We start from the raw sequence: 26,993 nt of genomic DNA, 5'->3' as shown, positions 1-26,993 counted from the left end.
CATGGTCGCGCGAAGGAGCGAACGAGCGTGACATTGGACACCGTCAAGCACGCGGAACAGACGCCCGACACCCCGCAGCCCTGGGCCGAGCTCGGGCTGAAGCGGGACGAGTACGACCGCATCCGCGAGATCCTGGGCCGCCGCCCGACCGGCGCCGAGCTGGCCATGTACTCGGTGATGTGGTCCGAGCACTGCTCCTACAAGTCCAGCAAGGTCCATCTGCGGCAGTTCGGCGAGAAGGCCCCGGCCAGCGACGCCCTGCTGGTGGGCATCGGCGAGAACGCCGGCGTGGTGGACGTCGGCCAGGGCTACGCCGTCACCTTCAAGGTCGAGTCGCACAACCATCCGTCGTACGTCGAGCCGTACCAGGGCGCGGCCACCGGCGTCGGCGGCATCGTCCGGGACATCCTCGCCATGGGCGCCCGCCCGGTCGCGGTGATGGACCCGCTGCGCTTCGGCGCCGCCGACCACCCCGACACCCGGCGCGTGCTGTCCGGCGTCGTCGCGGGCATCGGCGGCTACGGCAACTGCCTGGGCCTGCCCAACATCGGCGGCGAGGTCGTCTTCGACCCCTGCTACCAGGGCAACCCGCTGGTCAACGCGCTGTGCGTCGGTGTGATGCGGCACGAGGACATCCACCTCGCCAAGGCGTCGGGCACCGGCAACAAGGTGATCCTCTACGGCGCCCGCACCGGCGGCGACGGCATCGGCGGCGTGTCCGTGCTGGCGTCGGAGACCTTCGACGACTCGAAGCCGGCCAAGCGCCCCGCCGTCCAGGTCGGCGACCCCTTCCAGGAGAAGCTCCTCATCGAGTGCACCCTGGAGATCTTCAAGGAGAAGCTGGTCGTCGGCATCCAGGACCTCGGCGGCGCCGGTCTGTCCTGCGCCACCAGCGAGCTCGCCTCCGCCGGGTCCGGCGGCATGCGCGTCGAGCTCGACACCGTTCCGCTGCGCGACGCCACGCTCTCGCCCGAGGAGATCCTCATGAGCGAGTCGCAGGAGCGCATGTGCGCGGTGGTCGAGCCGGACAAGGTGGCCCGCTTCCTGGAGATCTGCGAGAAGTGGGACGTCATCGCCACGGTCATCGGCGAGGTGACCGACGGCGACCGCCTGGAGATCTTCTGGCACGGCGAGCAGATCGTGGACGTGCCGCCGCGCACCGTCGCCCACGAGGGCCCGGTCTACCAGCGGCCGTACGAGCGCCCGAGCTGGCAGGACGCCCTCCAGGCCGACGACCCGGCGAAGCTGCGCCGCCCCGGCACGGCCGGCGAGCTGCGCGCCGCCGTGCTGGCCCTGGTCGCCTCGCCGAACCAGGCGTCCAAGGCGTGGGTCACCGACCAGTACGACCGCTACGTGCTCGGCAACACGGTCCTGGCCCAGCCCGAGGACTCCGGCATGATCCGGATCGACGAGGAGACGGGCCTGGGCATCGCCCTGGCCACCGACGGCAACGGCCGCTACGCCAAGCTCGACCCGTACACGGGCGCCCAGTTGGCCCTGGCGGAGGCGTACCGCAACGTGGCTGCGTCCGGCGCGCGGCCGCTGGCCGTCACCGACTGCCTGAACTTCGGCTCCCCGGAGGACCCGGGCGCGATGTGGCAGTTCGCCGAGGCGTGCCGGGGCCTGGCCGACGCCTGCCAGGAGCTGGGCACCCCGGTGACCGGCGGCAACGTCTCCTTCTACAACCAGACCGGGGACGTGGCGATCCACCCCACCCCGGTGGTGGGCGTGCTCGGCGTGATCGACGACGTCACCCGCCGCACCCCGACCGGGTTCCGCGAGGAGGGTGACCTGCTCTTCCTGCTCGGGGAAACCCGGGAGGAGCTGGGCGGCTCCGCCTGGTCCGAGGTCGCCCACGGCCACCTCGGCGGCCGGCCGCCCGCCGTGGACCTGGGCCGGGAGAGGCTGCTGGCCGAGGTGCTGATCGCCGGTTCGCGCGACGGCATGCTGAACGCCGCGCACGACCTGTCGGACGGCGGTCTGGTGCAGGCCCTGGTGGAGAGCTGCCTGCACGGCGGCCGGGGTGCGCGGATCGTGCTGCCCGAGGGCCTCGACCCGTTCGTGGCCCTGTTCAGCGAGTCCACGGCCCGGGCGGTGGTGGCGGTGCCGCGCGGCGAGGAGCTGCGGTTCACCGACATGTGCCGGGCCCGGGACCTGCCGGTCACCAGGATCGGCGTGGTGGACGGCGACTGCCTGGACGTGCAGGGCCAGTTCGCCATCCCGCTGGCCGAGCTGCGCGAGGCGCGCGAGGCGACCATCCCGGCGCTGCTGGCGTAGGCGCCCGAAGGCGCGCGGCGGCCCGCGTCCCCGGCTCACCGGGGGCGCGGGCCGTTGTACGCTCACCCGCATGCCGCAGCGTGCCCGCACCTACGACCCGGACCGCGTCCGCGGCGCCCTGCTGGAGCAGGCCTGGTCCCTGCGCGGCGCGGTGCGCGACCTGAAGCCGGAGGACTGGGCCCGGCCCACCCGGCTCGGCGACTGGACCGTCCACGAGCTGGTGGTCCACCTGGCCCGGCAACTGCAAGCCCTGCCCCGCGTCCTCGCCGACGACCCCCCGGCGCAGGCCCCCGACCTCCCCCTGGTCCGCTGGGTCGGCGCCACCGCCGCCCTGGCCGGCCGCCTGGACGACGACACCCGCGCCACCGCCGCGCGGACACCGGACGCGGCCGCCCTCCTGGACGCGGCCGTGCGGGCCCTGGAGGCGGCCGTCGCCGAGCCCCTGCCCGCCCGCGCCGTCGCGGTCCGGCCCGGCACCATGACCGCCGCCGACTTCGCGGTGACCCGCCTGGTGGAGATGGTGGTGCACGCCGACGACCTGGCGGCGGCCACCGGCGTGGACGTCCCCCTGGAGCGGTGGGCGCTCGGCTCCGTCGTCCGCCTGCTCGCCGACGCCCTCGCCGCGAAGGCCCCCGGCGGCTCGGTGGAGCTGCGGGTGCCGCCGTACGCGGTGGTGCAGTGCGTGGCGGGCCCGAGGCACACCCGGGGCACCCCGCCGAACGTCGTCGAGACGGACCCGCTCACCTGGATCCGCCTGGCCACCGGCCGGGTCACCTGGGCGGAGGCGCACGACGAGGCGGCGCTCACGGCGAGCGGGGAGCGCTCGGACCTGACCGCGCTGCTGCCCCTGCTGGGCTGACGACCGGTCCGTATCCGGCTCGGATCCGGGAAACCGCAGGTCAGAGCGGTCTGAGACGGCCATCACGGCCGACTGCGGAGTCCCCTGTTCGATTGACGCGGCGGACCTGCCCTAGACTCGATGACGTGCCTCGTGGCGATGGACTCCTCAATCACGATCTCCTCCCCGGTGAGAAGGGCCCCCAGGACGCGTGCGGCGTCTTCGGTGTCTGGGCCCCGGGAGAAGAGGTCGCCAAACTCACCTACTTCGGGCTTTACGCGTTGCAGCACCGCGGACAGGAGTCCGCGGGCATCGCGGTGAGCAACGGCTCCCAGATCCTGGTCTTCAAGGACATGGGCCTGGTCTCCCAGGTCTTCGACGAGACCTCCCTCGGCTCCCTGAGCGGGCACCTGGCCATCGGCCACACCCGCTACTCCACCACCGGCGCCTCGGTGTGGGAGAACGCCCAGCCGACGTTCCGCGCCACCGCGAACGGCTCGATCGCGCTCGGCCACAACGGCAACCTGGTCAACACCGTCGAACTCGCCGAGCTGGTCGCCGACCTGCCGCGCCGGGACGGCCGGGCCACCCAGGTCGCCGCCACCAACGACACCGACCTGGTCACCGCCCTGCTCGCGGGGCAGAGCGGCGAGGACGGCGGCCCGCTGCCCGTCGAGCAGGCCGCGGCGCGGGTCCTGCCGCAGGTCAAGGGCGCGTTCTCGCTGGTCTTCATGGACGAGCACACCCTGTACGCCGCCCGCGACCCGCAGGGCGTCCGCCCGCTGGTCCTCGGCCGCCTGGAGCGCGGCTGGGTGGTCTCCTCCGAGACGGCGGCCCTGGACATCGTCGGCGCCACCTTCGTCCGGGAGATCGAGCCCGGGGAGCTGGTGGCGATCGACGGCGACGGGCCGCGGTTCACCCGGTTCGCCCCGGCCCGGCCCAAGGGCTGCGTCTTCGAGTACGTCTACCTGGCCCGCCCGGACAGCGACATCGCGGGCCGCAATGTGCACCTGTCCCGCGTCGAGATGGGCCGCCGCCTGGCCAAGGAGGCCCCGGCCGAGGCGGACCTGGTGATACCGACCCCGGAGTCCGGCACCCCGGCCGCGGTCGGCTACGCGGAGGCCAGCGGCATCCCCTACGGCGCCGGCCTGGTGAAGAACTCCTACGTCGGCCGGACGTTCATCCAGCCCAGCCAGACCATCCGCCAGCTCGGCATCCGCCTGAAGCTCAACCCGCTGAAGGAGGTCATCCGGGGCAAGCGCCTGGTCGTGGTGGACGACTCCATCGTCCGCGGCAACACCCAGCGCGCCCTGGTCCGGATGCTCCGCGAGGCCGGCGCGGCGGAGGTGCACGTGCGCATCTCCTCGCCGCCGATCAAGTGGCCGTGCTTCTTCGGCATCGACTTCGCCACCCGGGCCGAGCTGATCGCCAACGAGATGTCGGTCGACGAGATCGCCGCCTCGCTCGGCGCGGACTCCCTGGCGTACATCTCCATCGACGGCATGATCGAGGCGACCACCATCGCCAAGCCCGACCTGTGCCGCGCCTGCTTCGACGGCGAGTACCCGATGGAGCTGCCCGACCCGGAGCTGCTCGGCAAGCACCTGCTGGAGCCGGAGGCGACGGCCCCCGGCGGCGTCGGCGCGGCCCCCCGCTCCTGATCCGGCCCGGCACTCCCACCCGTCGCCGGTGACCGATCTCACCCGCGTCCTTCCTCCGCATCCCCGAAAAGAGCTCCTTCCCGTGTCAGAGACCACCGGTTCCACCTACGCCGCCGCGGGCGTGGACATCGAGGCCGGAGACCGCGCCGTCGAGCTGATGAAGCGCTGGGTCGCCAAGGCGACCCGCCCCGAGGTCGTCGGCGGCCTCGGCGGCTTCGCGGGGCTGTTCGACGCCTCCGCGCTCAAGGGCTACACCCGGCCGCTGCTGGCCACCGCCACCGACGGCGTCGGCACCAAGGTCGCCGTCGCGCAGCGGATGGACAAGCACGACACCATCGGCCACGACCTGGTCGGCATGGTCGTGGACGACCTGGTGGTGTGCGGCGCCGAGCCGCTGTTCATGACCGACTACATCGCCACCGGCAAGGTGCGCCCCGAGCGCGTCGCCGCCGTCGTCAAGGGCATCGCCGAGGCCTGCGTGCTGGCGGGCTGCGCCCTGGTCGGCGGGGAGACGGCGGAGCACCCCGGGCTGCTCGGCCCGGACGAGTACGACGTGGCGGGCGCCGGCACGGGCGTGGTGGAGGCCGACGCGGTGCTCGGCGCGGACCGGGTGCGGGCCGGGGACACCGTGATCGCCATGGCCGCCTCCGGGCTGCACTCCAACGGCTACTCGCTGGTGCGGCACGTGTTCTTCGACCGGGCCGGCTGGGCGCTGGACCGGGACGTGCCCGAGTTCGGGCGCACCCTCGGCGAGGAGCTGCTGGAGCCCACCCGCATCTACTCCCTGGACTGCCTGGCGCTCGCCCGGGCCACCGAGGTGCACGCGTTCGCGCACGTCACCGGCGGCGGCCTGGCGGCGAACCTGGCCCGGGTGATCCCGGAAGGGCTGGCCGCCCGGCTGGACCGCGGCACCTGGACCCCGCCGCCGGTGTTCACCGTCGTCGGCGGGCTCGGCGGGGTGGAGACGACCGAGCTGGAGCGGACCCTGAACATGGGCGTGGGCATGGTCGCCGTGGTGCCCCCCGCGTCGGTGGACGCGAGCCTGGCGCTGCTCGCCTCGCGCAACGTCCCGGCGTGGGTGCTGGGCGAGGTGGTGGAGCGGTCCGCCGACCAGCCCGAGGCCGCGGCCCTCCACGGGACGTACGCCCGGTAACGGCCGAGGACGGTCCTTGACGGCAGCAGATTCGACGAGAGTGATGTTGGCAACACCGCCCACCGCAGCAGGGGAGAGCACGGCGATCGCCGTCGCCCCGGCCCCGGCTGTCGCGTGCGTCACACCCCGCCCGGAGGCGGAGTGCGCGGCACGACGAGACCCGGCCCAAGGGAAGCTCCCCAGGACCGGGTCCTCGAGCGACGATCCCTCGGGGCTCAGGCGCCCCGGCGGGTTGGCCCGGACTCGCCGTCCCCGTCCTCGTCGTCGTCTTCGTAGTACGCCGCGTACGCCGCGTACGGGTCGTCGTCCAGCTCGTCATCGTCATGCAACGGATCGTTGTGGTGCTTCTTCACCGTCTGCGATGTCGATGCGCCCAGCTCTTCGGCCAGGCGTGCCAGGTCTGTCCCGCCGCTGTTGTACTTCAGCTGGCGGGCGACCTTCGTCTGCTTGGCCTTGGCCCGGCCGCGCCCCATGGCTCGACCCCCTCAACGACGGGGCTCGACGGCCCCGAGTCTTGACACGCGTTCATGATCTGGAACGGTCCCTCGAAGGAAAGACCGGTCCGTAGGCCACCAACGGTACCTGCTTCCGAGGCCGTACGGTACGCCGCCCGCACCACGTGCCGGGCGGCGGGTGCCGTGCGTGACCCCGTCCTCGCTGGTCACGGCCGATTTTACGGTCTACCGGCGGAGACCGCGGTCGGGCCTGTCCACGATCAGCCCAATGGGCTCATCCGGGCCCGCCGCGATCCCGTACGGCGAATGACCGATCACACCCGGTCGTCACCCGTCGCCGCGGCGCGCGCCCGCTCGTCGGCCGCGGCCCGCTTGCGCGCGGCCGCCTCCGCCATGCGCTGCTCGGCGATGCGGTCGGCGGCGACCGCGGGCGGAACGCCGTCGGCCTCGGCCCTGGCGAAGATCGCCAGCGTGGTGTCGTAGATCCCGGTCGCCTTGGCCTTGGCCCGCTCGAAGTCGAAGCCGTGGACCTCGTCCGCGACCTGGATCACCCCGCCCGAGTTGACCACGTAGTCCGGCGCGTAGAGGATCCCGCGGTCGGCGAGGTCCTTCTCGACACCGGGGTGTGCGAGCTGGTTGTTGGCGGCTCCGCACACGACCGAGGCGGTCAGCAGGGGGACGGTGGTGTCGCCCAGGGCGCCGCCGAGCGCGCACGGCGCGTACACGTCCAGGTCGGCGGCGATGAGCCGCTCGGTGCTCTCGACGGCCTCCACGCCCGGGTGCCGCTGGAGCACCCGGCGCACGGCGTCGGGCCGCACATCGGTGACGACGACCTGCGCGCCGTCCTCCAGCAGGTGGTCCACCAGCAGGTGGCCGACCTTGCCGACCCCGGCGACGCCGACCCGGCGCCCGCGCAGCGTCGGCTGCCCCCAGCGGGCCCGGGCGCTGGCCCGCATGCCCTGGAAGACGCCGAACGCGGTCAGCACCGAGGAGTCGCCGGCGCCGCCCTGCTCCGGGGAGCGCCCGGTGGTCCACGGGCACTCGCGGGAGACGACGTCCATGTCGGCGACGTAGGTGCCCACGTCGCAGGCGGTGTAGTAGCGCCCGCCGAGGGAGGCCACGAATCGGCCGTAGGCGAGCAGCAACTGCTCGCTCTTGTCCGTGTCGGGATCGCCGATGATCACGGCCTTCCCGCCGCCGTGGTCGAGGCCGGCCATGGCGTTCTTGTAGGACATCCCGCGGGCGAGGTTGAGGGCGTCCTCGAGCGCCTCGTCCTCGGTGGCGTAGGCGTGGAACCGGGTGCCGCCGAGGGCGGGGCCGAGGGCGGTGGAGTGGATGGCGATGACGGCCCGCAGGCCGCTGGTGTGGTCCTGGCAGAGAACGACCTGCTCGTGGCCGCCGAACTCCGCGGAGCTGAACAGCCGGGCGACGACGCTGTCGCCCTGACGTACGTCGGTCACTGTGGTGACTCCCGTGTGCGGTTGAGTGCCGGCCCGTTGCGAGGGGCCGGGCCCGGATGCCGACAGCGTAGAACCTGGTGGCCCCCGTACCGCTCGAAGTGCGGCAGATGAGTGCCCGGTACCCCTGCCAGGTGCGCGGATCCGCGTGCGACCATGTGACGGCCAGCACTGTTGATGCCCCGGGAGGGTGAACGCGTGGCGCAGTCGCCGGTCGTGGTGCCGTACAACGCCTACCTGCGTGTCTACGAGCCGTTGGCGGCGTTCCCCGAACCCGAGCGCTCCCACTGGCAGGCCTACGCCGACAAGGGGCAGGCGCCGTCGGAGCAGCAGGAGCTGCGGCAGGCCCTGGCCGACCTGGTGCCCGTCCCGCCGGTCCCGGTGCCGGTGCACGAGAGCCGCGAGGCTCATGTGGCGGTCGTGGACGGTGTGACGCTGGTGAGCCCGTGGCGCACCCGGCTGCGCTCGTGGCTGGCCCTGGAGGAGGTCAAGCGGGACCTGCCCGCGCCGCTGCTGGACGCCGTGCTGCCGCCGGTGGTGCGCGGGCAGGCCGAGGCGGACTTCGAGCGCTGGCGCGAGCGCAACCCGGATGTGCGGCCGTGGATCAGGAGCAGCACCTGGCATGTGCCGGTGCGCTGGTTCGTGCTCTTCGCGGACGAGGAGCGGGAGTTCGCGCCGGGCTGCTACGAGCCGGGCGGGGAGGGCCCCGAGGGGCCGGAGAAGCGGCTCTCGGGCCCGGTGCTGCGCTACCGCACCCCGATGGTGCAGGCGCGGCGGCGGGTGGCGCGGGGGCTGAAGACGCTGCGGGAGGCGATGGAGGAGGGCCGGCTCGCCGAGGGGCTGCTCGAAGTGGGCCGGTGGCTGGAGGACTTCCACCCGCGGTCGATGGTGGAGCTGGACTACGGCGGCCTGGTGCACGTGATCCCCGAGGGCGCGCTGGCGGAGGACCGGTCCGCCGCGGACGTGGCCGAGGGGCTCGCGGCGCTCAAGGAGGGCGACGGGGAGCGCGCGGGGGAGGCGTACGAGCGGCTCACCGAACGCTGGCGCGGGGTGCGGGCGCTGGAGTGCGCGAGCTGAGGCGCGGGGGCGCTCGGGCGCTCAAGTGCTCAGTTGCTCAAGGCTCAAGGCTCAGGCGCTCGGGTGTTCAGGCGCCGGGACGCCGGGACATGGGGCGTGGGAGGCGCTGAGCGCGGGCAGGCCGGGCGCGCGGGCGCACAGGCGCGTGGAGGCGCACGGAGGCGTTCCGGAGCGCCAGGGGAGGCCCCGCGGTGCCCGGGAGGGGCGCGAGGGGCGCGGACGCGCCGTGGGACGTGCCGGACGGGTGCGGAGGAGAGGGACGTTGGTCCCGATCCGGGTATAGCACCCCTAAGCGTGACGGAGAGCACGTTCATCGCCTCTGGTTGCGCCCGGCTCACATGTGTCAAAGTAGGACAAGCAACCTCGCTGCTGGGGCTTCTGCTCACTTTCGAGTGGATTGACCGCTTTGGCGCCTCGCGAGAGGGTGGGGGACTCTGGGCAAGCTGTGACTGATCGTTACTCCTGAGTGACTGTCCGTTATGGCCCGGTCCATCGGGATCCGCCGAGGTTGAGCACCTGAGGGGTCAATTCCGTCGGTTTGGCCGACGGGGCTGGACAGATGGTGTAGTTGTAGTGCCGAGGACAAGCCGTTCGTCCTATTACCGACTCGGCTCGCGTGCGCCATTTCGGGCATCGCGGGTCAAGGTGCAGAATTTGAAGGAAAGAACCGTGTTGGTTCGGTTCTCCCGAGGAGGCCGCTCATGACCGCTCGCACCCCTGATGCCGAGCCGCTGCTGACCCCGGCTGAGGTCGCCACCATGTTCCGCGTCGACCCGAAGACGGTCACGCGCTGGGCAAAGGCGGGCAAGCTCACGTCGATCCGCACGCTTGGCGGGCACCGCCGCTACCGCGAGGCGGAGGTCCGCGCTCTGCTCGCGGGCATCCCGCAGCAGCGCAGCGAGGCCTGACGACCCCGGGGCGGGGCGTGAGGTCCCCCAAACCTCGCGCGACTGTCCCCGCAGGGCCCCCAGTACCCAACTGGGGCTGTCCCCATCAGGGTTTTTGACGAGGGGTCGCATCGGATTCCGCCGGATCCGATGCGGCCCCTCGTCGTGTTGTGCGCGCGTTCCCGGGGCGCGGCCCCAGGTGGCCGCGTACGTCTGTCGGGGGCGCCGCGCGGCCTGTCCGGCCGGTGCCGGCGGCCCGCCGTGGGCGCGTCGGCGAGGCGCCGGGCGGAGGCCGGGAGCCGGCCGCGGGGGCCCGGCGTTCCGCTTCCCGGAGCCCTCTGACCCCCAGTGCAATTTCACATATAAAATTGGCGACCGAAGAGTAGGGTCCGCCTTCCCATCGTTTTCTCATTTATTTCGTGATGCCGGTCACACTGTCCGCAGGACCGTTCCCTCTCCTCCTCACGGTGCGCGTCACCCCTCCGCGGCCTCCGGCCAAGGGAGTTGGCGCACCGGGGGAAGGCGCGGCGCGAGCGTTCCGGGCCCCAGGGGCGGCAGTTGCATCGCCTGACGCTGGAGACGGCGGCACACCGCGCAACTGCGCATGGCATGGCCCGCGCGGGCAGCCGCGGACAGGTGCGCCCGCAGCAGTGCCCGTGTCTGATGCCTGTCCGAGCCCATGTGGTCTCCGTCCCCCCGCTTGCCCCGGCGGCGGTCGCACAGAGTAGTCGGTCAATCGCCGCCAGGTGAACAGGTACCCGGATCCGGGGCCCCGCGTCAAGAGTGCCGGGCGGGAACGCGCCGCCCCGGCGGGCGCCGCGGGCCGGGCCGCGCGGGGCCGGGGAAACGCGAAACGGCCCGGATCCCAAGGGATCCGGGCCGTTTCCTCAGCCGTCGGCGGCACATCCACCGCCTGAGCGGTCCTGACGGGATTTGAACCCGCGGCCTCCACCTTGACAGGGTGGCGAGCACTCCAAACTGCTCCACAGGACCTTGCTCCGCGCACCCTGCCCCCCACCAGGGGATGCTTCCGAGTCACGCGAGTGGCCAGGGCCGGGGTCGAACCGGCGACCTTCCGCTTTTCAGGCGGACGCTCGTACCAACTGAGCTACCTGGCCAGCGCCCACTGTTCCCGGGCACTGAAGAAGAGCATACCGGATGGGCCCCGGTGGTTCCGCACGCCTTTTCCGCCCGAACGGGGCGGGCCCGCGGGGCGCGGGTGCGGAACAGGCGCGCGCCGGAGGCGGAACGGGGCCCGGGCCCGCGCGGCGGGCCGCCAGGGTTTACTGGTCTGCCATGACAGCGCACCCCCGCCCCCGCCCCGGGCGTCCCGCACGAGCCGCGGCGGGCGTGCTGGCCGCCGCGGCGGTGCTGCTGGCGGCGGGCTGCGCCGGGCAGGGGCAACTGCGCAGCGCGGGGGAGACCCCCGAGGCGGTCGCGCCGACCCGGCTGTGGCCGGACGTCACGCCCGCCCCGCCGCCCGAAGCGGGGCAGGACACGCCCGCCGCCCGCCCCTCGCCCGTCCCGGGGCTCGGCAGGACCACCCAGCGGGGCCTGGAGGCGATGGACCCGGTCGCCGTGCTGCGCGCGGACCTCGGGGCGGGCCGCTCCGGCTCCGGACCCGGCGGGCCGGGCCGCCCGGGGCCGCCCGGCGGGGAGCAGCGGGGCCCGGAGGCGGCCCTCGCCTGGGACCGGGTCACCGCCGACCGCGTCGCCCACTGCCCGCGGCGGTGCCCCGTCCGGCCCGCGGTGCGCCACGACCTCACCGGCGACGGCAGCCCGGAGCTGGTCGTCGGGGTGGACCTGCCGAGCGGGCGGCTCGGGCTGCGCGTGTACACCCTCAGCGACGGCCGGGTGACCCGGATCCTGTCCACCGTCGAGGTCTCCTCCGTGGTGGAGGTGTCCGACCAGCAGTTGATGCTGCGCGCCCCGGCGGAGGCGCGGGGCTACGAGAGCGTGACCGTCTACGGCTGGGAAGGTCCGGACAGGGGCATGGTGTACCTCGGCAACCTGCTGCTCGCGATGAGCGCCGACCCCCGCGCCTCGCAGGCGTCCGGGCACTCCCCGGCGGTGACCGGGTGAGGCCGCGCCCGCCCGCGTGGATGTCCACCCTGTACTGGAAATCCGCGCTGACCATCGCCGCCGTGTGCTGCCTGGTCGCCACCGTCCTCAGCCTGCTGGTGCACCAGGCCGTCGCCCGCCAGGAGGCCGAGCACGCCCGCGGCAAGGCGCTCAGCCGCCTGGACACCGCCTGGGACGACTACTCCTACGGCAGCCCGCTCGCCCCCTGGGCCGCCGTCGACCCGCCCGAGCTGCCCGCCGACCTGCGGGCGCTGGCGCTGCGCGGCGAACGCGGCACCAAGCTCGCCGACTACCGGGGCAGGCCCACGATGTGGGCGGCGGCCAGGGCCGACGGGCGGGCGCTGGCCGTGCGGGTGGACTACACCCGCTCCGAGAAGTCCATCCGCAGCCTGGACCGGGCCATCGTCGGCTCCTCCGCGCTCGCCGTCGGCGTCACCACCCTCGCCGGCCTCGCCGTCACCGTCCGCATCAGCCGCAGGCTGCACCGCACCGCCCAGGTGGCCCGCCGCATCAGCGCCGGCGACCTCGACGCCAGGGTCGGCGGGAACGGCGGCGGAGCCGGCCGCGGCAGGGACGAGGTGACCGCCGTCGCCGCCGCCCTGGACTCCATGGCCTCCGCCCTCCAGAGCCGCATCAAGACCGAGCAGCGGTTCACCGCCGACGTCGCCCACGAGCTGCGCACGCCGCTCACCGGCCTGCACGCCGCCGCCGAGCTGCTGCCCCCCGGCCGCCCCACCGAGCTGGTGCGCGACCGGGTGCAGGCGCTGCGCCGGCTCACCGAGGACCTGCTGGAGATCTCCCGCCTGGACGCCCGGGTGGAGCGCGCCAACCCGGACATGCACCGCCTCGGCCCGCTGGTCGAGCAGTCCGTCGCCGCCACCGGTCTCGACGCCGAGGTCCGGGTGGTCCGCGACACCGTGGTGGAGACCGACCGGCGCCGCCTGGACCGCATCGTCGGCAACCTCGTCACCAACGCCCACCGGCACGGGGCGCCGCCGGTGGTGGTCACCGTGGACGGGCCGCTGATCACCGTGCGGGACCACGGGGACGGCTACCCCGACGAACTGCTCAGGGTCGGCCCGCAGCGGTTCCGCACCGAGTCCACGGCCTCCGGGAAGAAGGGCCACGGCCTGGGCCTGACCATCGCCGCGGGGCAGGCGGACGTCCTCAGCGCCGCGCTGCGGTTCGCCAACGCCCCCGACGGCGGGGCCGTGGCCGCGCTGGAGCTGCCCGCCCGGCGCGTCCCGCCGGAGCCGCCGCCGGGCAACGCCCCGGACAACGACTGAGCCCCCCGGCTCGCGCCGGGGGGCTCAGTCTCTCTGCGGTCCTGACGGGATTTGAACCCGCGGCCTCCACCTTGACAGGGTGGCGAGCACTCCTAACTGCTCCACAGGACCTCGTCGCAGACCGGAAAAGTCCGCGCAGGTGTACTGCGTGCCCCCAACGGGATTCGAACCCGTGCTACCGCCTTGAAAGGGCGGCGTCCTGGGCCACTAGACGATGAGGGCTGATGGCCCGCCTGGCTGTTACCGCCGGGGACGTGAGAAGCATATGGGATCGCGGCGACGATCGCCAAAACCGTTTCCCCGTGGCCTCACCCCGCCCCCGGCCGGCCCGCCCCCGACGGGCTCCCCGACCCCGAGGGCGGCGGCGGCTCCTCCCGTCCCCGCCGGTCCTCCTCCGGCAGGTGGCGGGTGATCTCGGCGGTGGTCAGGCCCAGGCCGCCCAGGGTGATGTCGTCCCACGCCTGGAGGCGGTGCGTGTCCCGGTCCAGGTACAGCACGGACATCTGCACCTCCTGCGGCGTGTCGCCCTCCACCGCCCGCAGGCCCCCGCCCCCGGTGCTGCCCTGCACCATCAGCCGGGTGCCCTCCTCGAGCACCGCGGTGCTGCGCTTGTGGGTGTGGCCGGCCAGGGCCAGCGGCACCGCGCCGTCCGTCTCCTTCGCCGCCTCCGGGTTGTGGGCGAGCGCGATGTCCACCGGCTCCGCCTGCGCGCGGATCGCCCCGGCCAGCTCCCGCCCGGCCGCCCGCTCCGCCGGGTCGCCCGCCGCCTCCGCCGACCGGTCCGGGGTGAACTGCGGGTCGCCGACGCCCGCGACGCGCAGCCCGGCCACCTCCGCCACCCGGCCGTCGTCCACCACGTGCGTGTTCTCCAGCCCCTCCAGATAGGCCTGGGTGACCGCGGAGTCGTGGTTGCCGCGCACCCACACGTACGGCGCGCCCAGGTCGGCCACCGGGTCGAGGAAGCGGTTCTCCGGCTCGGTCCCGTGGTCCATCGTGTCGCCCGTGTCGATGATCACGTCCACGCTGTAGTCCTCCACCGTGGCCCTGATCAGCTCCCACGCGGCCGGGTTCAGATGGATGTCGGACACGTGCAGCACCCGCAGCGTGCTCGGGTCGGGGCTGTAGGCGGGCAGCGTGGTGGTGGTGTCGTACAGCCTGGTGACGTTGGTCACCAGCCGGGCCAGTTCCTGGCTGTAGACGTCGAAGTCGCTCACCACGCTGCGCGCGTCCCCGACCACCGACGGCGCACTGCGCAGCAGCCCCGAGTAGCGCGGCTCCAGCACCGACTTGGGGTTCAAGGTGGCGAACGCGGTCGCCCCCGACGCCGCGAGCAGCAGCAGGGCCAGGCCCCCCGCCGCCAGCGCCCGGCGCGGCCTGCGGTACACCACCAGGCCCACCGCGACCGCCCCCGCGGCCACCGCGAGCGAGGAGCGCCACAGCAGGCGGAACGCGCCGGCGCGCACATCGTCCGCGACCTCGTCCTCCAGGCCCTCCAGGCGCTCGGGGTGGTTCACGATCGCCTGCGCCCGCACCGGGTCCAGCCTGCGCACGTCCACGTCCAGCCGGACCGGCCCGTGATGGCTGCTCAGGCCGAGCGAGCCCAGCGGCGGGACGTTGATGTTCGTGCCGCCGCTCCACGACGGGTGCAGCGACATCCGGGTGTCCACCGGCCCCACCGGCACGTGCACCGCGCCCACCACGACCAGCCCCAGCCACGCCCCGGCCGCCGCCACCACGGCCAGCACGGCCGCCCTGCGGTACGGGTGCCGCTCCCCCTCCAGCGGGCCGAGCGGCACCTCGCCGCGCCGGGCGGCGCGCCCGGGACCGCGCCCGGCGGGCAGGGCGCGGCCGAGCGGGGCGAGCAGGGACACGAGCGCGGGGCGCACCCGTGCCGGTACGGCACGGATCCGCCCGGGGAGTTCACCGGCCATCGCCGAGCCCCTGCCCGCGCCCGCCCCGGTTATGCGGCGCCCACCCGGCCCGGTCAGGTGTGCGAGCGGCGTCCGTCACGGACAATGGCGCTGTGCTGGAGATGACGCGTGATGAGTTCGAGGAACTCGTGGGCGAGGCGCTGGACCGCATCCCGCCCGAGCTGACCAGGCTCATGGACAACGTCGCGATCTTCGTGGAGGACGAGCCCGACCCGTCCGACCCCGATCTGCTGGGCCTGTACGAGGGCACCCCGCTCACCGAGCGCGGCGAGTGGTACGCCGGGGTGCTGCCCGACCGCATCACCATCTACCGCGGGCCCACCCTGCGCATCTGCGAGACGCGGGAGGACGTGATCGCCGAGACGGAGATCACCGTGGTGCACGAGATCGCCCACCACTTCGGCATCGACGACGAGCGGCTGCACGCGCTCGGCTACGCCTGACCCGGCGCGGGCCTACAGCAGCCCGCCCAGCGCCCACCCGGCCGCCGCCGCGCCGAGGCCCAGCCCCACGTTGGCCCCGGCGTTGGCGGCGGCCCGCCACGGCGCGCCGGACTCCAGCAGCGCCACCGTCTGGTGGCCGAAGCTGCTGAACGTGGTCAGCGCCCCGCACAGCCCCGTGCCCAGCAGCAGCCGCAGCTCGGGCGAACCGGCGCGCACCACCGCGCCCAGCACCAGCGACCCGGCGACGTTGACCACGAGGGTGCCCCAGGGGAACGCGGTGCCGTGGCGCGCCGTGAGCCAGCGGTCCGTCAGATACCGCAGCGGCGCCCCGACCGCGGCCCCGAGGGCGACCAGCAGGACGTTCACCGCCGCCCCGCCCCCCGCGCGCCTGTCCCCCACGTGCCGGCCGCCCACGCGCCCGCCCGCACGGCGAGCAGCCCCGCCGCCACGCTGACCAGGCAGTACGCGACGGCGACGCCGTAGTGGTGGCCGCCCAGCAGCCGCCGTGTGTCCTCCGCGTACGTGGAGAACGTGGTGAACCCGCCCAGCACGCCCACGCCCCAGAACGGCCGCGCCAGCGGATGGCGCACCCTGGCCCGGCGCAGCGCGTCCAGCAGCGCGCCGAGCAGCGCGCACCCGCTCACGTTCACCCAGAACACCGCCCACGGGAACGCCCCCGGGGCCGCGGGCAGCGCCTCGCCCGCGCCGTACCGGGCCAGCGCGCCCAGCACCCCGCCGAGGGACACCGCCGCCACCGCGGCGCCCGTGCCCTCCCCGAACCGCCTCGCCTGCCCCATGGCCACTTCCTAACACGCCTCGCCCGCACACCCCGGCCCGGCACCCGTGTCCTGCTCCTCCGTCGCGGCGTTGGGCAGTGCATGCGTTGCTCTGGTGCGGTCCGTCGCGGTGCGCTCGTCCTCCTTCCGGCCGCCGTCCTGCTCATGACCGGCTGCATGAACGTGGGGGAGGACCCGGTGCGCCCCCGCCCGCACGGCTCGGCCGGGCCCCGGGCGGACGAGGACGGCGGCCGCCACCTCCCGGGCGGCGGGCCGGGCGCGGCGGGCGGCGCGGGCCCCGCGACCGGGCACGACCACGGGGCGGACGCCGCCGACGGCCGCCCGTCCGACCGCGCCTCCGGACGGGAGGGGAGCAAGGGCGGTCCGTCCCGCTCCGCCGCGGACAAGCGGGAGAGGGACGAGCCCGCCGACCCCGGCCGCGGAGAGCGCCCGCGCGGCCGGGCGGACGCCCCCACCCCGTCGTCGCAGCCCCCCGCGCCCCGCCCGCCCGCCTCCTCCCCGAAGCCGCCGCCCCCGCCGCCCCCCAGCAGCGAGCCCCCGGCGCCCACGCCCGAGCCGACCCCCACCACCCCGGAGCCGACACCGACGGACTCCGCGGCGTCACCCTGAGCCGGGACGGCCGACGCGGAGGAGCCACGCAGCGTCACCGTCCGACCGCGCCGGGGCGGCCCGGCACCCGGCCCGGCGCCGGGTGTGACCACCCTCACCCCGAAACCGCCACCCCCGCGGCTTCAACAATTTGCCACTCGAACCAAACCCCGCGTACGATGAGAGATCGTTTGATCCCATCTGCCTGGCGCTGAAAGAACGCGCCCCTGGCCTGGCGCGTTCCGATCGTTCCGTGGCTGACCGCATCGAGGCGGTCTGTGCGAACTACGGGAGCTGGCGCGTGCCACTCTCCGGAAGGTTCTGCTTTCGCATGTCTGTAACCGCCGCTGACAGCTTCGTCATGCCCATCGACGAGCTGGCCGACGACGACACCCCCACCACCACCCCCGACACCCCCGCCGCCCTGGAGGAGACCCCCGCCGTCACCTTCGGCGACCTGGGCCTGCACGACGACATCGTGCGCGCCCTCGCCAAGCGCGGCGTGACCACCCCCTTCCCCATCCAGGCCGCCACCATCCCGGACGCCCTGGCCGGCAAGGACATCCTCGGCCGCGGCCGCACCGGCTCCGGCAAGACCCTCAGCTTCGGCCTGCCGCTGCTGACCCGGCTGGCCGACGGCGGCCGCACCCAGGCCAAGCGCCCCCGCGGCGTCATCCTGACCCCCACCCGCGAGCTGGCCATGCAGGTCTCCGACGCGCTCGAGCCCTACGGGGACGTGCTCGGCCTGGAGCTGAAGGTCGTCTGCGGCGGCACCTCGATGCCCCGTCAGATCTACGCGCTGGAGCGCGGTGTGGACATCCTCGTCGCCACCCCCGGCCGCCTGCGCGACCTGGTGGACCGCGGCGCCTGCTCCCTCGACCGGGTCGAGATCGCGGTGCTGGACGAGGCCGACCAGATGGCCGACATGGGCTTCCTGCCCGAGGTCACCGAGATCCTGGACCTGGTGCCGCCCGGCGGCCAGCGGATGCTCTTCTCCGCCACGCTGGAGAACGAGATCGACACGCTGGTCAAGCGGTACCTGTCCGAGCCGGTGACCCACGAGGTCGACCCGTCCGCGGGCGCGGTCACCACCATGACCCACCACGTCCTGGTGGTGAAGCCCAAGGACAAGGCCCCGGTCACCGCCGCGATCGCCGCCCGCAAGGGCCGCACGATCATCTTCGTGCGCACCCAGATGGGCGCCGACCGCGTGGCCGAGCAGTTGCGCGACGCCGGAGTGCGCGCCGACGCGCTGCACGGCGGCATGACCCAGGGCGCGCGCACCCGCACCCTGGCCGACTTCAAGGACGGCTACGTCAACGTCCTGGTCGCCACCGACGTCGCCGCGCGCGGCATCCACGTCGACGGCATCGACCTGGTGCTCAACGTGGACCCGGCCGGCGACCACAAGGACTACCTGCACCGCTCGGGCCGCACCGCCCGCGCGGGCCGCAGCGGCACGGTCGTCACCCTCGTCCTGCCCCACCAGCGCCGGTCCACCTTCCGGCTGCTGGAGGACGCGGGCGTGGAGGCGGCCCGGCACATCGTCGGCGGCGCGTTCGACGCGGAGCTGGCCCGGATCACCGGCGCCCGCTCGCTCACCGAGGTGCAGGCCGAGTCGGCGGCCAACGCCGCCAAGCAGGCCGAGCGCGAGGTCGAGGACCTGACCCGGCAACTGGAGAAGGTGCGCCGTCGCGCCGAGGAGCTGCGCGGGGACGCCGACCGCCTGGCGGCCCGGGCGGCCCGCGAGCGCGGCGACGACACCGAGGCCGGCGAGGCGCCGCAGGCCGCGGAGGAGCAGCAGGCGACCGAGCCGGAGGAGCCCCGCCGCGAGCGGGCCTACGACCGGCGGGACGAGCGCCGCGACGACCGGCGGGAAGACCGGCGCGACGAGCGCCGGGACGACCGCAGGGACGACCGGCGGGACGACCGTCCGCACCGCGGCGCCCACGACCGGGACCGGGAGCGCGGCGGGCGGCCCTACGGCCGCCGCGACGACCGGGGCGGCCGCCCCTACGAGCGCCGCGACGACCGCGGTGTCCGCAGCGGGCGCCCGTTCGACCGGGACCGCGCCCAGCGCCCGTACGACCGTCGCGAGACCGGCCGCTACGAGGACCGTCCGCACACCCGCGACCGCGGTGGGCGCCCGGGCGGCTTCGAGCGCCGTGACGACCGGGGCGGCCGGTCCTACGACCGTCCCTCGTACGACCGCCCCTCGTCGTCCTCCGACCGCCCCTCCTACGAGCGCCGCGAGCGCCCGACCGGCGTGGGCGAGCGCAAGCCGCGCTGGAAGCGCAACGGCTGAGCGAGTAGCGAGTAGTACGGCAGTCCCGAAGGGCCTGAAGTGAAGGGGCTGGGCGGCACCGAGACGGTGCCGCCCGGCCCCTTCGCCGTTCCCGCCGCCCCTCAGGCCAGCTTGAAGTCGTCGAAGTGGAAGCCCGGGGCCACCACGCAGGTCACCAGCACCGGCTCGTCCCCCGCGGGCTCCGCGGACTGCCACACCCCGCCGGGCACCAGCACCTGCGGCCGCTCCCCGCGCTCCACCGCCGCCCCCAGCAGCACCTCCTCCGCCTCCCCCGGCTCCTCCCCGCTTCCCCCGAGCCGCATCCGCAGCGGCCCGCCCCGGTGCCACAGCCACAGCTCGTCCGACCGGACCAGGTGCCAGCGCGACGCCTCACCGGGATGCAGCAGGAAGTAGATCCCGGTCGCGAACGCCCGCGGCCCCGGGTACCCCTCCGGCACGACCTCCCCCGGCGCCCGCCAGGTCTCCCGGTACCACCCGCCCTCGACATGCGGCTCGAGCCCGAGCAACTCCACCAGCTCAGAGGTATCACCCATGCCCCGCATCCTCGCGCAATGCCGTGGACGCCGCACCGGGTGGGACCGGTACTCTTGCCACGCGGGGCCGCTAGCTCAATTGGCAGAGCTGCGGACTTTTAATCCGTAGGTTCAGGGTTCGAGCCCCTGGCGGCCCACCCTTCTGCCCAGGTCAGGCAAGACGCTGACCTGGGCCTTCCGCTTTCCGCGGGGTGTGGTGCCCTGGCCCCGGACGCTCCGTCCGGTCCACGCCGGTCCAGGGGTGCGCGAGGCGAGCGCATCCGTGCGGCAACCGCCCAGGGGCGCGCGGCACTCCGGCCCGGTGCCCGTTCCGGCGGGCGCCCGGCCTTGTGGCGGTCCGACAACCACCGCCCCTTGGCCCGGTGGTGGGGCAGACGCGGCGGACACCGTGCTGGGCGCGGTGTCCGCGGAGCATTGGCGCATCGCGAAGACCGGGCACCTGCCGCGGATGGTCGACCCGGTCGGCGACATCATGTCGGTGACGGGCTCCTGACCCGCTCCGGCAGCTCGGCCCGGGTCCGGCCGTCGCGGTCGAAGAGGCTGCGTCGGCAGTAGTTCCTGCCCCGGTGCGGGTTCATGGCGCGCCGCACGGCAGCGGCATGGCCGCGGTGGGTGCGGGCGAGTCGGAGGATGGCGTGGCTCAATCGCCCCTCGGCCGCCGCGTTCGGCAGCTTCGACGAAGTGGGGGCGGACATCGCCGCTCCCTCGGCCACATGAGTGGGAGTGGTCGGTCAGTCGACGGTGAGGACGATCTTGCCGCGGTTGTGGCCGGCGTCGCTGGCCTGCTGCGCCCGGGCGGCTTGTGCCAGCGGGTAGGTGGCGCTGAGCGTGGTCACCAGGGTGCCGTCGGCCGCCTGCCGGGCGAGTTCGGCGAGGCGGGCGGCGGAGCGGCGCTGGGGCCCCTCGGCGAAGACGACGCCGAGTTCGCGGGCGCGGAAGTCGGCGGTGGTGACGATCCGGTCGGTGCCGCCGCGCAGGGTGATGGAGTCCTCCAGCGCGCCCTTGCCGGCGGCGTCGAAGACCGCGTCCACCCCTTCGGGGGCGAGCGCGCGGACCCGCTCGACGAGGTTGTCCCCGTAGGGCAGCGCGGTGGCGCCGAGCGAGGCGACGTAGTCCTGGTTGGCCGCTCCGGCGGTGCCGATGACACGGGCGCCGCGGGCGACGGCGAGCTGAACGGCGATGGTGCCGAGGGCGCCCGAGGCGCCGTGGATCAGCAGTGTCTCCCCCGCGCTGACGCCGAGCAGGTCCAGCACCCGTTCGGCGCCGTCGCTCGCCACGGGCAGTGCGGCGGCGTGCGTCCAGTCCAGACCGGCCGGCTTGGGAGCGAGGACCGCGGCCGAGGCCAAGGCGTACTGGGCGTAGGAGCCGGTGTCGGACCAGCCCAGCACCTCGTCGCCCACCTTCAGGTGGTCGACGCCCGCACCGAGCGCGTCGACCACGCCGGCGATCTCCCCGCCGGGCACGGCGGGCAGGGTGGTGGGGAATATGGCCTCCATGACACCGGAGCGGATCTTGCCGTCCACCGGGTTCACGCCGACGGCGTGAACCCGCACGCGGACCTGGCCGGGGCCGGGCCGGGGGGTCGCGACCTCCGCCTCGTGCAGGACCTCGGTGCCGCCGAACGTGTCGAAGACGATGGCCTTCATGACTGCTGTCTCCTCGAGTGGGGGTCGTCGCGCCGCCCACTTTTGTGGCCAGCCACATAAAAGTAGCAGCGATTCTGTGGCTGGCCAAGTAATTGCTTGGTGATGGCCCTCGCGAGTGATCCGTCCGCCGTCGAACGCCCCGTTCGCCGGCAGGCCGTCCGGGTGTCGGGGTGTCCGGGTGACCGGGTGTCCGGGGACACCGTGCGCCGCTCCGCGATGTTCCGCCTCGTGCGCGGCGGGCCGCTGTCCGCCATGGAGGTCTCGTCGTCCCCGGCCGGCGGCCGCCTAGCATGCCCCCTCATGGCGATGTTCGTGCACCTCACCTCCGCGGCGAACGCGGGGCGGATTCGGCGGTCCGGGATTCGGGCGGGTGGGCGGGGGGAGGGCGGGGCGCGAGGGGTGTACTGCTTTCCGGTGTTGGGGTCGTACACGTTGACGCATCAGTGGGTGCGGGAGCTGAGGCGGTTCGGGAGCCGGGGCGGGCTCGTGGCGGTTCATGTGCGGCTGGACGACGGTGAGCCGGTGCGGGTCGGGCGGTACATGGATCGGGCGCACGAGGTGCTGTCCGCGGCGGAGGCGGTGCGGCGGGTGGCGGGGCTCGAGGATCCGCGGGGGTGGGAGGTGTTCGTGCCGCGGGCGATCCCGCGGCGTGAGGTGCACCGGGTGCGGGTGGTGCCGCAGGTGGTGGGGTGGCGGTATCTGCCCGGGGCGCACGGGGTGCGGCCGTGCACCTGCTTCGGCTGCCGGGTGCGGGGCGGGTACGGGGCGCGGCGACTGCGTGAGCGGTTGCCGCATCCGCTGGACGGTCCGCCGCCGCCGGTGAGGGTGCTGCTCGCCCGGGTGGCGGCGGCCGGTGAGCCGGGGGACCCGGTGGTGCTGCGGGAGGTGCTGCACTGGTTCGGGATGCGGCGGCGGGGGCCGCTCGCCCAGGTGGGGCGGCTCGCCGCGCACCCGGATCCGGCGGTGCGGGAGGAGCTGGTGTGGGCGGTCGCGCGGTGGTCCACTCCCGGTGTGGCCGAGCTGCTGGACGGCCTCGCCGACGACCCGCATCCGGACGTGCGGGAGGCGGTGGAGGCGGTCCGGGAGGCGGAGTGACCGCCGTCTCGGGGCGGCGCGTCGCCGTGGCCGGAACGGGCGCGGCTCGCGGGGGGTGCGCGCGCCGCTGAGTGCCTCCGGTGCGGTGGGCTCACCACCGGCGGCGCACGGGCGTGTTCGGTGGGGGGCGCGCTCCCGCCGGGTGGGTGGGACGGGTGTGCGGGAGGTCGCCCCGGGGGTGGGGGTGGGGGGTGTGATGAGCTGCGCGGACGGCGCGGGGACGGCGTGCGGGTGGGCGGCGGGCTCTGGGGCGGGCTCCCCCGCGCCGGGGCGCCGCGTCTTGGCGGTTGGGCGGCGGAACGCGAGATTCGGCGGGGTCCGGCCGGTCCACGGCCGTCACGCGACATCGACCCGGGGAGGTCCCATGTCCGTCATACGCACCTGCGCCATCGCCGTCACGGCGTCCGCCGTGCTCGCCGGGGCGGGGGCGGTGGTCGCCGCTCCCGCCCAGGCCGCCGCCGCGGTCAGCCGGTTCGACGACGGCAGCTTCGAGACGCCCGTCGCCCCGGCCAACGCCTTCAACACCGTCACCGCCGGGCAGTCCATCGGCCCCTGGCAGGTCACCGCGGGGAACGTCGACCACATCGGCGCCGGCTTCTGGCAGGCCGCCGAGGGCGACCAGTCCGTGGACCTCAACGGCACCACCGCGGGGACGGTCGCCCAGACCTTCACCACCGTCCCGGGCCGCACCTACACGGTCACCTACTCGCTGGCCGGCAACGCGGGAGGCGGCGCGCCGGTCAAGACGGGCCGGGTCCTGGTGGACGGGCAGAACTTCCAGGACTTCTCCTTCGACATCACGGGGAAGACCTTCGCCGCCATGGGCTACGTGACCCGCCAGTTCACCTTCGTGGCCAGGAACCCCACCACGACCCTGGCGTTCGCCAGCACCACGCCCGCCAGCGCCCACGGACCGGTCGTCGACGACGTGCTGGTCCGGGACTGCCCGCCGGACCCCTGCTGCGGCTGACCCGGCACCCCGCCCCGGCCGTGCGGCCGGGGCGGGGCACTTCGCGCGGGGGGCGGGGGGCGGTCAGCGGGCCGGGTCGGGGATCCAGGAGCCGTGGATCATGGCGGGGACGCGGCGGGGGAGGTGGACGGTGGCGATCGGCGGGCGGGCCAGGTCGGAGGCGTCCAGGACGAGCAGCCGGGACGCGTCGGCGTTCAGGTCGCTGACGACGGTGAGCAGGTAACCGGCGTCCTCGTCGGCGGCGTCCTCGGCCGGGACGAAGACGGCCTCGCCGGGAAGCTGCCCGGTGCCGAAGGGCAGGCGGGTGCGGGCGCCGGTGGCGCGGTCGTACTTGACCAGGGTGTGGGTGCCGTCGCCGGGGGACTCGGGGAAGGACAGCGCGTACTGGTAGCGGTGCACGCGCCCGGTGAAGGCGTCGTTGATGGTGGGGAACTCCACGGTGAGGTCGTCGGTGCGCTCCTCGGTGACGCGGCCGGAGGCGGGGTCGACCGTCCAGCGGTGGCCGCGGGAGCCGGAGGCGGGCTCCGCGCCGCGGTCGGGGGCGCCGACCCACCAGTTCCAGGAGCGCTGCCAGCCGTCGCGGCCCACGGCGGGCCCCTCGACGACGATCCGGCCGAGGGCGTCCTCGTAGGCGTTGGCGATGTGCATGGCGAAGCCCGGCTCGACCTGGTGCCAGCGGACGTGGCGGGCGCCGCCGGCCGCGCGGGGCATGACACCGACGCGGGCGGGCGCCTCGTCGCTCCAGTTGTAGGGGATGCCGGAGTGCTCGGACGGGTCGAAGGCGACCGAGCCCTCGAGGAACACCACGTGGTGCCCGGTGATGGCGAAGTCGTGCTTGAGGGCGGCGCTCGCGCCGGGCACCTCCTGGCTCTCCAGGACCTCGCCGTCGGGGGAGGCGACGTGGTGGACCAGGAACGGCGGGAAGGGCGAGGACGAGAAGAAGTGCAGCTCGCCGGTGACCGGGTCCTGTTTGGGGTGCGCGGTCATGGCGGAGGTGAGCCGGCCGCCGAAGTCGTAGGGGCCCACGGTCTCCAGCTCGTCGGTCAGCTCGAACGGCAGGTTCGCCTCGCACAGCGCAAGCAGCCGCCCGCCGTGCTCGATGACATGGGTGCCCGCGGTGCTCGCGGTCAGGTCGGGGCCGTGCTCGGTCAGGTACGGGGCGCCGTCCAGGGCGGGGGTGCGGACCCAGCGGTTGCGGTACCACTCGGCGCGGCCGTCGCGCAGCCGGACACCGTGCACCATGCCGCTGCCCTTGAACCAGTGGGCGGGGGTGACGCCGGGCTTCGGGTTGTGGCCGTTGCGGATCAGCCGGCCCGTCAGCTCCGGCGGCAGGCTGCCCTCGACGGTGAGGCCGGTGGCGGTGATCTCGTCGGCGACGGGGGTGTAGTGGCCGGTGAGGTAGGGCTTGCGGGTCATGGGGGGCTCCTTCTGCGGGCTGGTGGGCGAGGGCTTGCGGGCTCGCGGGATCGGGGGGCGGGGCCGGGGTCAGCGGTTCTCGGCCGCGGACCTGAGGTGGGTGAGCCAGTCGGTGAGGGACCGCTCCAGGGCCTGCCGGAGCTCCTCGGGCCGGGCCTCGACCGGGGGGCCGCTCCAGGACTCCTCCGTGCGGACGGTCACACCGGTGCCGGTGGAGGTGAACGTCCACACGTGGATCCCGTCGATGCCGTGCGCCTCGCCGCCCCAGACGGTGCGCCGGCCGGGGAGGACCTGGTGGACGGTGGAGGTGATGTCCAGGCCGTGGGTGAGCCAGCGGAACGCGGCGCCCGGGGCGAACGGGCCGGTGGGCTCGGCCCGTTCGATGCCGGGGTTCCACCGGGGCCACGCGGCGACGTCGGTGTGCAGGGCCCAGACGCGGGCGAGGGGGGCGGCCACGGTGGTGGAGAGGCGGACGACGACGGGGGCGTCGCCGTCGACGGCGGTGATGCCGGGGACGGGGGCGGCGGCGGGGTGGGGCATGGCGGGGCTCCTTCCGGGGGTGGGTGGGTCAGGCGGAGGTGCGTTCGGGCGCGAGGTGCGCGGAGGGCGTGCGGCCGGTGGGCCGGCGGGTGAGGAGGGGGGTCAGGGCGGCGGCGGTGGCCAGGACGGCGGCGGAGGCGAGGAAGACGGCGCGGTGGCCTTCGGTGAGGGCCTCGGCGGAGGACGGCTCGTGCCCGGAGGCGGCCGTGGTGGTGGCGGCGAGGGTGCCCAGCAGGGCCAGGCCCACCGCGCCGCCGATCTGCCGGGTGGTGTTGACCAGGCCGCCGGCCAGCCCCGCGTCGGCGGGCCCGACCCCGGTGACGGCGGCGTCGGTGAGCCGGACGAACGCGGCGCCGAGCCCGAGGCCGATGACGACGGTGGGGCCGAGCAGGTCGCCGGTGAACGTGCCGTCGGCGGAGAGTCGGGCCAGCCACAGCAGCCCGACGGCCGTGGTGAGCAGGGCGGCGGCCAGGGTGACGCGCGGGCCCCGGGTGCGGGCCAGCCGCGGCGCGAGGGCGGCGCCGAGCATGTTGGCCGCCGCCAGCGGGAGCTGGGACAGGCCCGTCTCCAGCGGCCCGGCGCCCAGCACCCGCTGCTGGTGCAGGGGGAGGAAGAAGAACAGGGCCACCCACACCGAGCCGAGCAGCGCCATGAGGAGGTTGGCGGGCGCCACCAGTCCCGCGGTGAACAGGCGCGGCGGCATCAGGGGCGCGGAGCGGCGCCGCTCGACCAGCGGGAACAGCGTCAGCAGCACGGCCGCGGCGGCGAGCGGGCCCAGCACCGCCGGGTCCCCCCACCCGGCGCCGCGGGCCGAGGTGAGCCCGTGGACGAGGGCGACCAGGCCCGCGGTGACGGTGACCGTCCCCGCGATGTCCAGTCGCCCGGACGAGCCGTCGGGCGGCGCGGCGGGCACCAGGACCGCGGTCGCGGCCAGCACGGCGGCCGCGCCGAGCCCCGAGGCGTGGAAGACCCAGGGCCAGCCCATGGTCTGGGTGAGCAGCCCGCCCAGGAGCACCCCGGCGGCGCCGCCCGCCCCGGACACCGCGCCCCACACCCCGAGCGCCCTGCCGCGCCCGGGGCCGGGCGGGAACAGGTGCATGACCACGGCGAGCGCGGCGGGCGCCACCGCGGCGGCGCCGACGCCCTGGGCGGTGCGGGCGGTGATGAGCAGCCACGGGGACGTCGCCAGGCCCGCGGTGAACGAGGCGGCGGCGAACAGGCCGAGGCCCGCGAGCAGCACCCGGCGCCGTCCGGCGAGGTCGGCGGCCCGCCCGCCCAGCAGGAGCAGCGCGCCGAAGGCGAGGCCGTAGGCGTTGACGACCCACGCCGTGCCGCCGTCCGACAGGCCGACGCCGTCGCGGACCGCGGGCAGGGCGACGTTCACGACGGAGGTGCCGAGAGTGACGGTGAACTGCGCGCCCGCCAAGGCCGCCAGGGCGGCGCCGGCGCGCGCGGGCCGCGCGGCGCGGGGGCCCGCGGGGCGTCCGCCGGGGTGTGGGGACATCGTGATCCTCTTCTGTGCGGCGGTGACTGCGGTCGGGTTATGTGTGGTTGAC

At 74.8% G+C, this 26,993-nt stretch carries 24 protein-coding genes and 5 tRNA genes; 14 read left to right on the top strand and 15 right to left on the bottom strand.

The window, feature by feature from the left end; translation table 11 throughout:
- The first annotated feature begins 27 nt into the window (after window positions 1–27).
- From purL to purM, 4 genes are all read left to right on the top strand, one after another.
- On the top strand, window positions 28–2,277 hold the full coding sequence (purL, locus tag ACYVO2_RS07420) for a phosphoribosylformylglycinamidine synthase subunit PurL (RefSeq protein ID WP_461006804.1): 2,250 nt from the start codon (window positions 28–30) through the stop codon (window positions 2,275–2,277).
- Between the two features lie 70 nt (window positions 2,278–2,347).
- The gene (locus tag ACYVO2_RS07415) at window positions 2,348–3,136 is read left to right on the top strand and encodes a maleylpyruvate isomerase family mycothiol-dependent enzyme (RefSeq protein WP_461006803.1); all 789 of its coding nucleotides are present in this window, start codon (window positions 2,348–2,350) and stop codon (window positions 3,134–3,136) included.
- A gap of 125 nt (window positions 3,137–3,261) precedes the next feature.
- Complete coding sequence (purF, locus tag ACYVO2_RS07410; RefSeq protein ID WP_461006802.1) at window positions 3,262–4,776, top strand: amidophosphoribosyltransferase; 1,515 nt, start codon at window positions 3,262–3,264, stop codon at window positions 4,774–4,776.
- An 82-nt stretch (window positions 4,777–4,858) separates the two neighbouring features.
- Window positions 4,859–5,929 (top strand): phosphoribosylformylglycinamidine cyclo-ligase, encoded by a 1,071-nt coding sequence (purM, locus tag ACYVO2_RS07405; RefSeq protein ID WP_461006801.1) that lies wholly within the window; start codon window positions 4,859–4,861, stop codon window positions 5,927–5,929.
- 215 nt (window positions 5,930–6,144) lie between these two features.
- Here the strand turns inward: purM and ACYVO2_RS07400 are convergent, their stop codons facing one another.
- The gene (locus ACYVO2_RS07400; RefSeq protein ID WP_461006800.1) at window positions 6,145–6,402 is read right to left on the bottom strand and encodes a DUF3073 domain-containing protein; all 258 of its coding nucleotides are present in this window, start codon (window positions 6,400–6,402) and stop codon (window positions 6,145–6,147) included.
- Window positions 6,403–6,698: 296 nt separating this feature from the next.
- Window positions 6,699–7,844 (bottom strand): Leu/Phe/Val dehydrogenase, encoded by a 1,146-nt coding sequence (locus ACYVO2_RS07395; RefSeq protein WP_461006799.1) that lies wholly within the window; start codon window positions 7,842–7,844, stop codon window positions 6,699–6,701.
- 195 nt (window positions 7,845–8,039) lie between these two features.
- Here ACYVO2_RS07395 and ACYVO2_RS07390 point away from each other — a divergent pair, with 195 nt between their 5' ends.
- On the top strand, window positions 8,040–8,918 hold the full coding sequence (locus tag ACYVO2_RS07390) for a hypothetical protein (protein WP_461006798.1): 879 nt from the start codon (window positions 8,040–8,042) through the stop codon (window positions 8,916–8,918).
- A 701-nt stretch (window positions 8,919–9,619) separates the two neighbouring features.
- Complete coding sequence (gene bldC, locus ACYVO2_RS07385) at window positions 9,620–9,826, top strand: developmental transcriptional regulator BldC (protein WP_003949541.1); 207 nt, start codon at window positions 9,620–9,622, stop codon at window positions 9,824–9,826.
- Window positions 9,827–10,279: 453 nt separating this feature from the next.
- Here the strand turns inward: bldC and ACYVO2_RS07380 are convergent, their stop codons facing one another.
- The 3 genes from ACYVO2_RS07380 to ACYVO2_RS07370 all read right to left on the bottom strand — a co-directional run bounded on the left by ACYVO2_RS07380 (window position 10,280) and on the right by ACYVO2_RS07370 (window position 10,923).
- Window positions 10,280–10,486, bottom strand: a complete 207-nt coding sequence (locus ACYVO2_RS07380; RefSeq protein ID WP_461006797.1) for a DUF6274 family protein — start codon at window positions 10,484–10,486, stop codon at window positions 10,280–10,282.
- 237 nt (window positions 10,487–10,723) lie between these two features.
- Window positions 10,724–10,798, bottom strand: a tRNA-Asp gene (locus ACYVO2_RS07375).
- 51 nt (window positions 10,799–10,849) lie between these two features.
- Window positions 10,850–10,923: transfer RNA gene (locus ACYVO2_RS07370), tRNA-Phe, on the bottom strand.
- Window positions 10,924–11,101: 178 nt separating this feature from the next.
- On the opposite strand from ACYVO2_RS07370, the gene ACYVO2_RS07365 reads away from it, so the two are divergent.
- Window positions 11,102–11,887: a hypothetical protein gene (locus tag ACYVO2_RS07365; protein ID WP_461006796.1), complete on the top strand. Its 786-nt coding sequence runs from the start codon at window positions 11,102–11,104 to the stop codon at window positions 11,885–11,887.
- Window positions 11,888–11,907: 20 nt separating this feature from the next.
- Complete coding sequence (locus ACYVO2_RS07360; protein ID WP_461006795.1) at window positions 11,908–13,173, top strand: HAMP domain-containing sensor histidine kinase; 1,266 nt, start codon at window positions 11,908–11,910, stop codon at window positions 13,171–13,173.
- A gap of 36 nt (window positions 13,174–13,209) precedes the next feature.
- Here ACYVO2_RS07360 and ACYVO2_RS07355 read toward each other — a convergent pair.
- The 3 genes from ACYVO2_RS07355 to ACYVO2_RS07345 form a co-directional block, all read right to left on the bottom strand.
- Window positions 13,210–13,284: transfer RNA gene (locus ACYVO2_RS07355), tRNA-Asp, on the bottom strand.
- Between the two features lie 38 nt (window positions 13,285–13,322).
- Window positions 13,323–13,395: transfer RNA gene (locus tag ACYVO2_RS07350), tRNA-Glu, on the bottom strand.
- A gap of 86 nt (window positions 13,396–13,481) precedes the next feature.
- Complete coding sequence (locus ACYVO2_RS07345; protein WP_461006794.1) at window positions 13,482–15,104, bottom strand: metallophosphoesterase; 1,623 nt, start codon at window positions 15,102–15,104, stop codon at window positions 13,482–13,484.
- A gap of 92 nt (window positions 15,105–15,196) precedes the next feature.
- On the opposite strand from ACYVO2_RS07345, the gene ACYVO2_RS07340 reads away from it, so the two are divergent.
- Window positions 15,197–15,547, top strand: coding sequence for a metallopeptidase family protein (locus ACYVO2_RS07340; protein WP_461006793.1), 351 nt, complete (start codon window positions 15,197–15,199; stop codon window positions 15,545–15,547).
- 12 nt (window positions 15,548–15,559) lie between these two features.
- On the opposite strand, the gene crcB (ACYVO2_RS07335) is transcribed toward ACYVO2_RS07340, so the two are convergent.
- On the bottom strand, window positions 15,560–15,913 hold the full coding sequence (gene crcB / locus ACYVO2_RS07335) for a fluoride efflux transporter CrcB (RefSeq protein ID WP_461006792.1): 354 nt from the start codon (window positions 15,911–15,913) through the stop codon (window positions 15,560–15,562).
- On the bottom strand, window positions 15,910–16,344 hold the full coding sequence (gene crcB, locus ACYVO2_RS07330; RefSeq protein ID WP_461006791.1) for a fluoride efflux transporter CrcB: 435 nt from the start codon (window positions 16,342–16,344) through the stop codon (window positions 15,910–15,912). The genes crcB (ACYVO2_RS07335) and crcB (ACYVO2_RS07330) overlap by 4 nt, the downstream gene beginning before the upstream one ends.
- A 156-nt stretch (window positions 16,345–16,500) precedes the next feature.
- On the opposite strand from crcB (ACYVO2_RS07330), the gene ACYVO2_RS07325 reads away from it, so the two are divergent.
- A complete protein-coding gene (locus tag ACYVO2_RS07325) occupies window positions 16,501–16,953 on the top strand; it encodes a hypothetical protein (protein WP_461006790.1) in 453 nt (150 codons plus the stop codon).
- Window positions 16,954–17,263: 310 nt separating this feature from the next.
- Window positions 17,264–19,237: a DEAD/DEAH box helicase gene (locus tag ACYVO2_RS07320; RefSeq protein ID WP_461006789.1), complete on the top strand. Its 1,974-nt coding sequence runs from the start codon at window positions 17,264–17,266 to the stop codon at window positions 19,235–19,237.
- A 101-nt stretch (window positions 19,238–19,338) separates the two neighbouring features.
- Here the strand turns inward: ACYVO2_RS07320 and ACYVO2_RS07315 are convergent, their stop codons facing one another.
- Window positions 19,339–19,770 carry a cupin domain-containing protein gene (locus tag ACYVO2_RS07315; protein WP_461006788.1) on the bottom strand — a complete coding sequence of 144 codons (432 nt, stop codon included), beginning with the start codon at window positions 19,768–19,770 and terminating at the stop codon, window positions 19,339–19,341.
- A gap of 64 nt (window positions 19,771–19,834) precedes the next feature.
- Here ACYVO2_RS07315 and ACYVO2_RS07310 point away from each other — a divergent pair.
- Window positions 19,835–19,907: transfer RNA gene (locus ACYVO2_RS07310), tRNA-Lys, on the top strand.
- A 594-nt stretch (window positions 19,908–20,501) separates the two neighbouring features.
- Here ACYVO2_RS07310 and ACYVO2_RS07305 read toward each other — a convergent pair.
- Window positions 20,502–21,416, bottom strand: a complete 915-nt coding sequence (locus ACYVO2_RS07305; RefSeq protein WP_461006787.1) for an NADP-dependent oxidoreductase — start codon at window positions 21,414–21,416, stop codon at window positions 20,502–20,504.
- A gap of 300 nt (window positions 21,417–21,716) precedes the next feature.
- Between ACYVO2_RS07305 and ACYVO2_RS07300 the strand changes: the two genes are divergently transcribed.
- Together ACYVO2_RS07300 and ACYVO2_RS07295 are read left to right on the top strand one after the other, a co-directional pair.
- Window positions 21,717–22,511, top strand: coding sequence for a HEAT repeat domain-containing protein (locus tag ACYVO2_RS07300; RefSeq protein ID WP_461006786.1), 795 nt, complete (start codon window positions 21,717–21,719; stop codon window positions 22,509–22,511).
- A gap of 364 nt (window positions 22,512–22,875) precedes the next feature.
- Window positions 22,876–23,481, top strand: a complete 606-nt coding sequence (locus ACYVO2_RS07295) for a choice-of-anchor C family protein (RefSeq protein ID WP_461006785.1) — start codon at window positions 22,876–22,878, stop codon at window positions 23,479–23,481.
- A gap of 63 nt (window positions 23,482–23,544) precedes the next feature.
- On the opposite strand, the gene ACYVO2_RS07290 is transcribed toward ACYVO2_RS07295, so the two are convergent.
- The 3 genes from ACYVO2_RS07290 to ACYVO2_RS07280 all read right to left on the bottom strand — a co-directional run bounded on the left by ACYVO2_RS07290 (window position 23,545) and on the right by ACYVO2_RS07280 (window position 26,941).
- On the bottom strand, window positions 23,545–24,897 hold the full coding sequence (locus tag ACYVO2_RS07290) for a carotenoid oxygenase family protein (RefSeq protein WP_461006784.1): 1,353 nt from the start codon (window positions 24,895–24,897) through the stop codon (window positions 23,545–23,547).
- A 69-nt stretch (window positions 24,898–24,966) separates the two neighbouring features.
- On the bottom strand, window positions 24,967–25,437 hold the full coding sequence (locus ACYVO2_RS07285; protein WP_461006783.1) for an SRPBCC family protein: 471 nt from the start codon (window positions 25,435–25,437) through the stop codon (window positions 24,967–24,969).
- A 28-nt stretch (window positions 25,438–25,465) separates the two neighbouring features.
- Window positions 25,466–26,941, bottom strand: coding sequence for an MFS transporter (locus ACYVO2_RS07280; protein ID WP_461006782.1), 1,476 nt, complete (start codon window positions 26,939–26,941; stop codon window positions 25,466–25,468).
- Window positions 26,942–26,993: the final 52 nt, after the last annotated feature.

This window comes from Streptomyces capparidis, from assembly GCF_054782095.1.
Note: the sequence above shows the minus strand (reverse complement) of the source record. Positions and strands in the feature narration are given on the sequence as shown.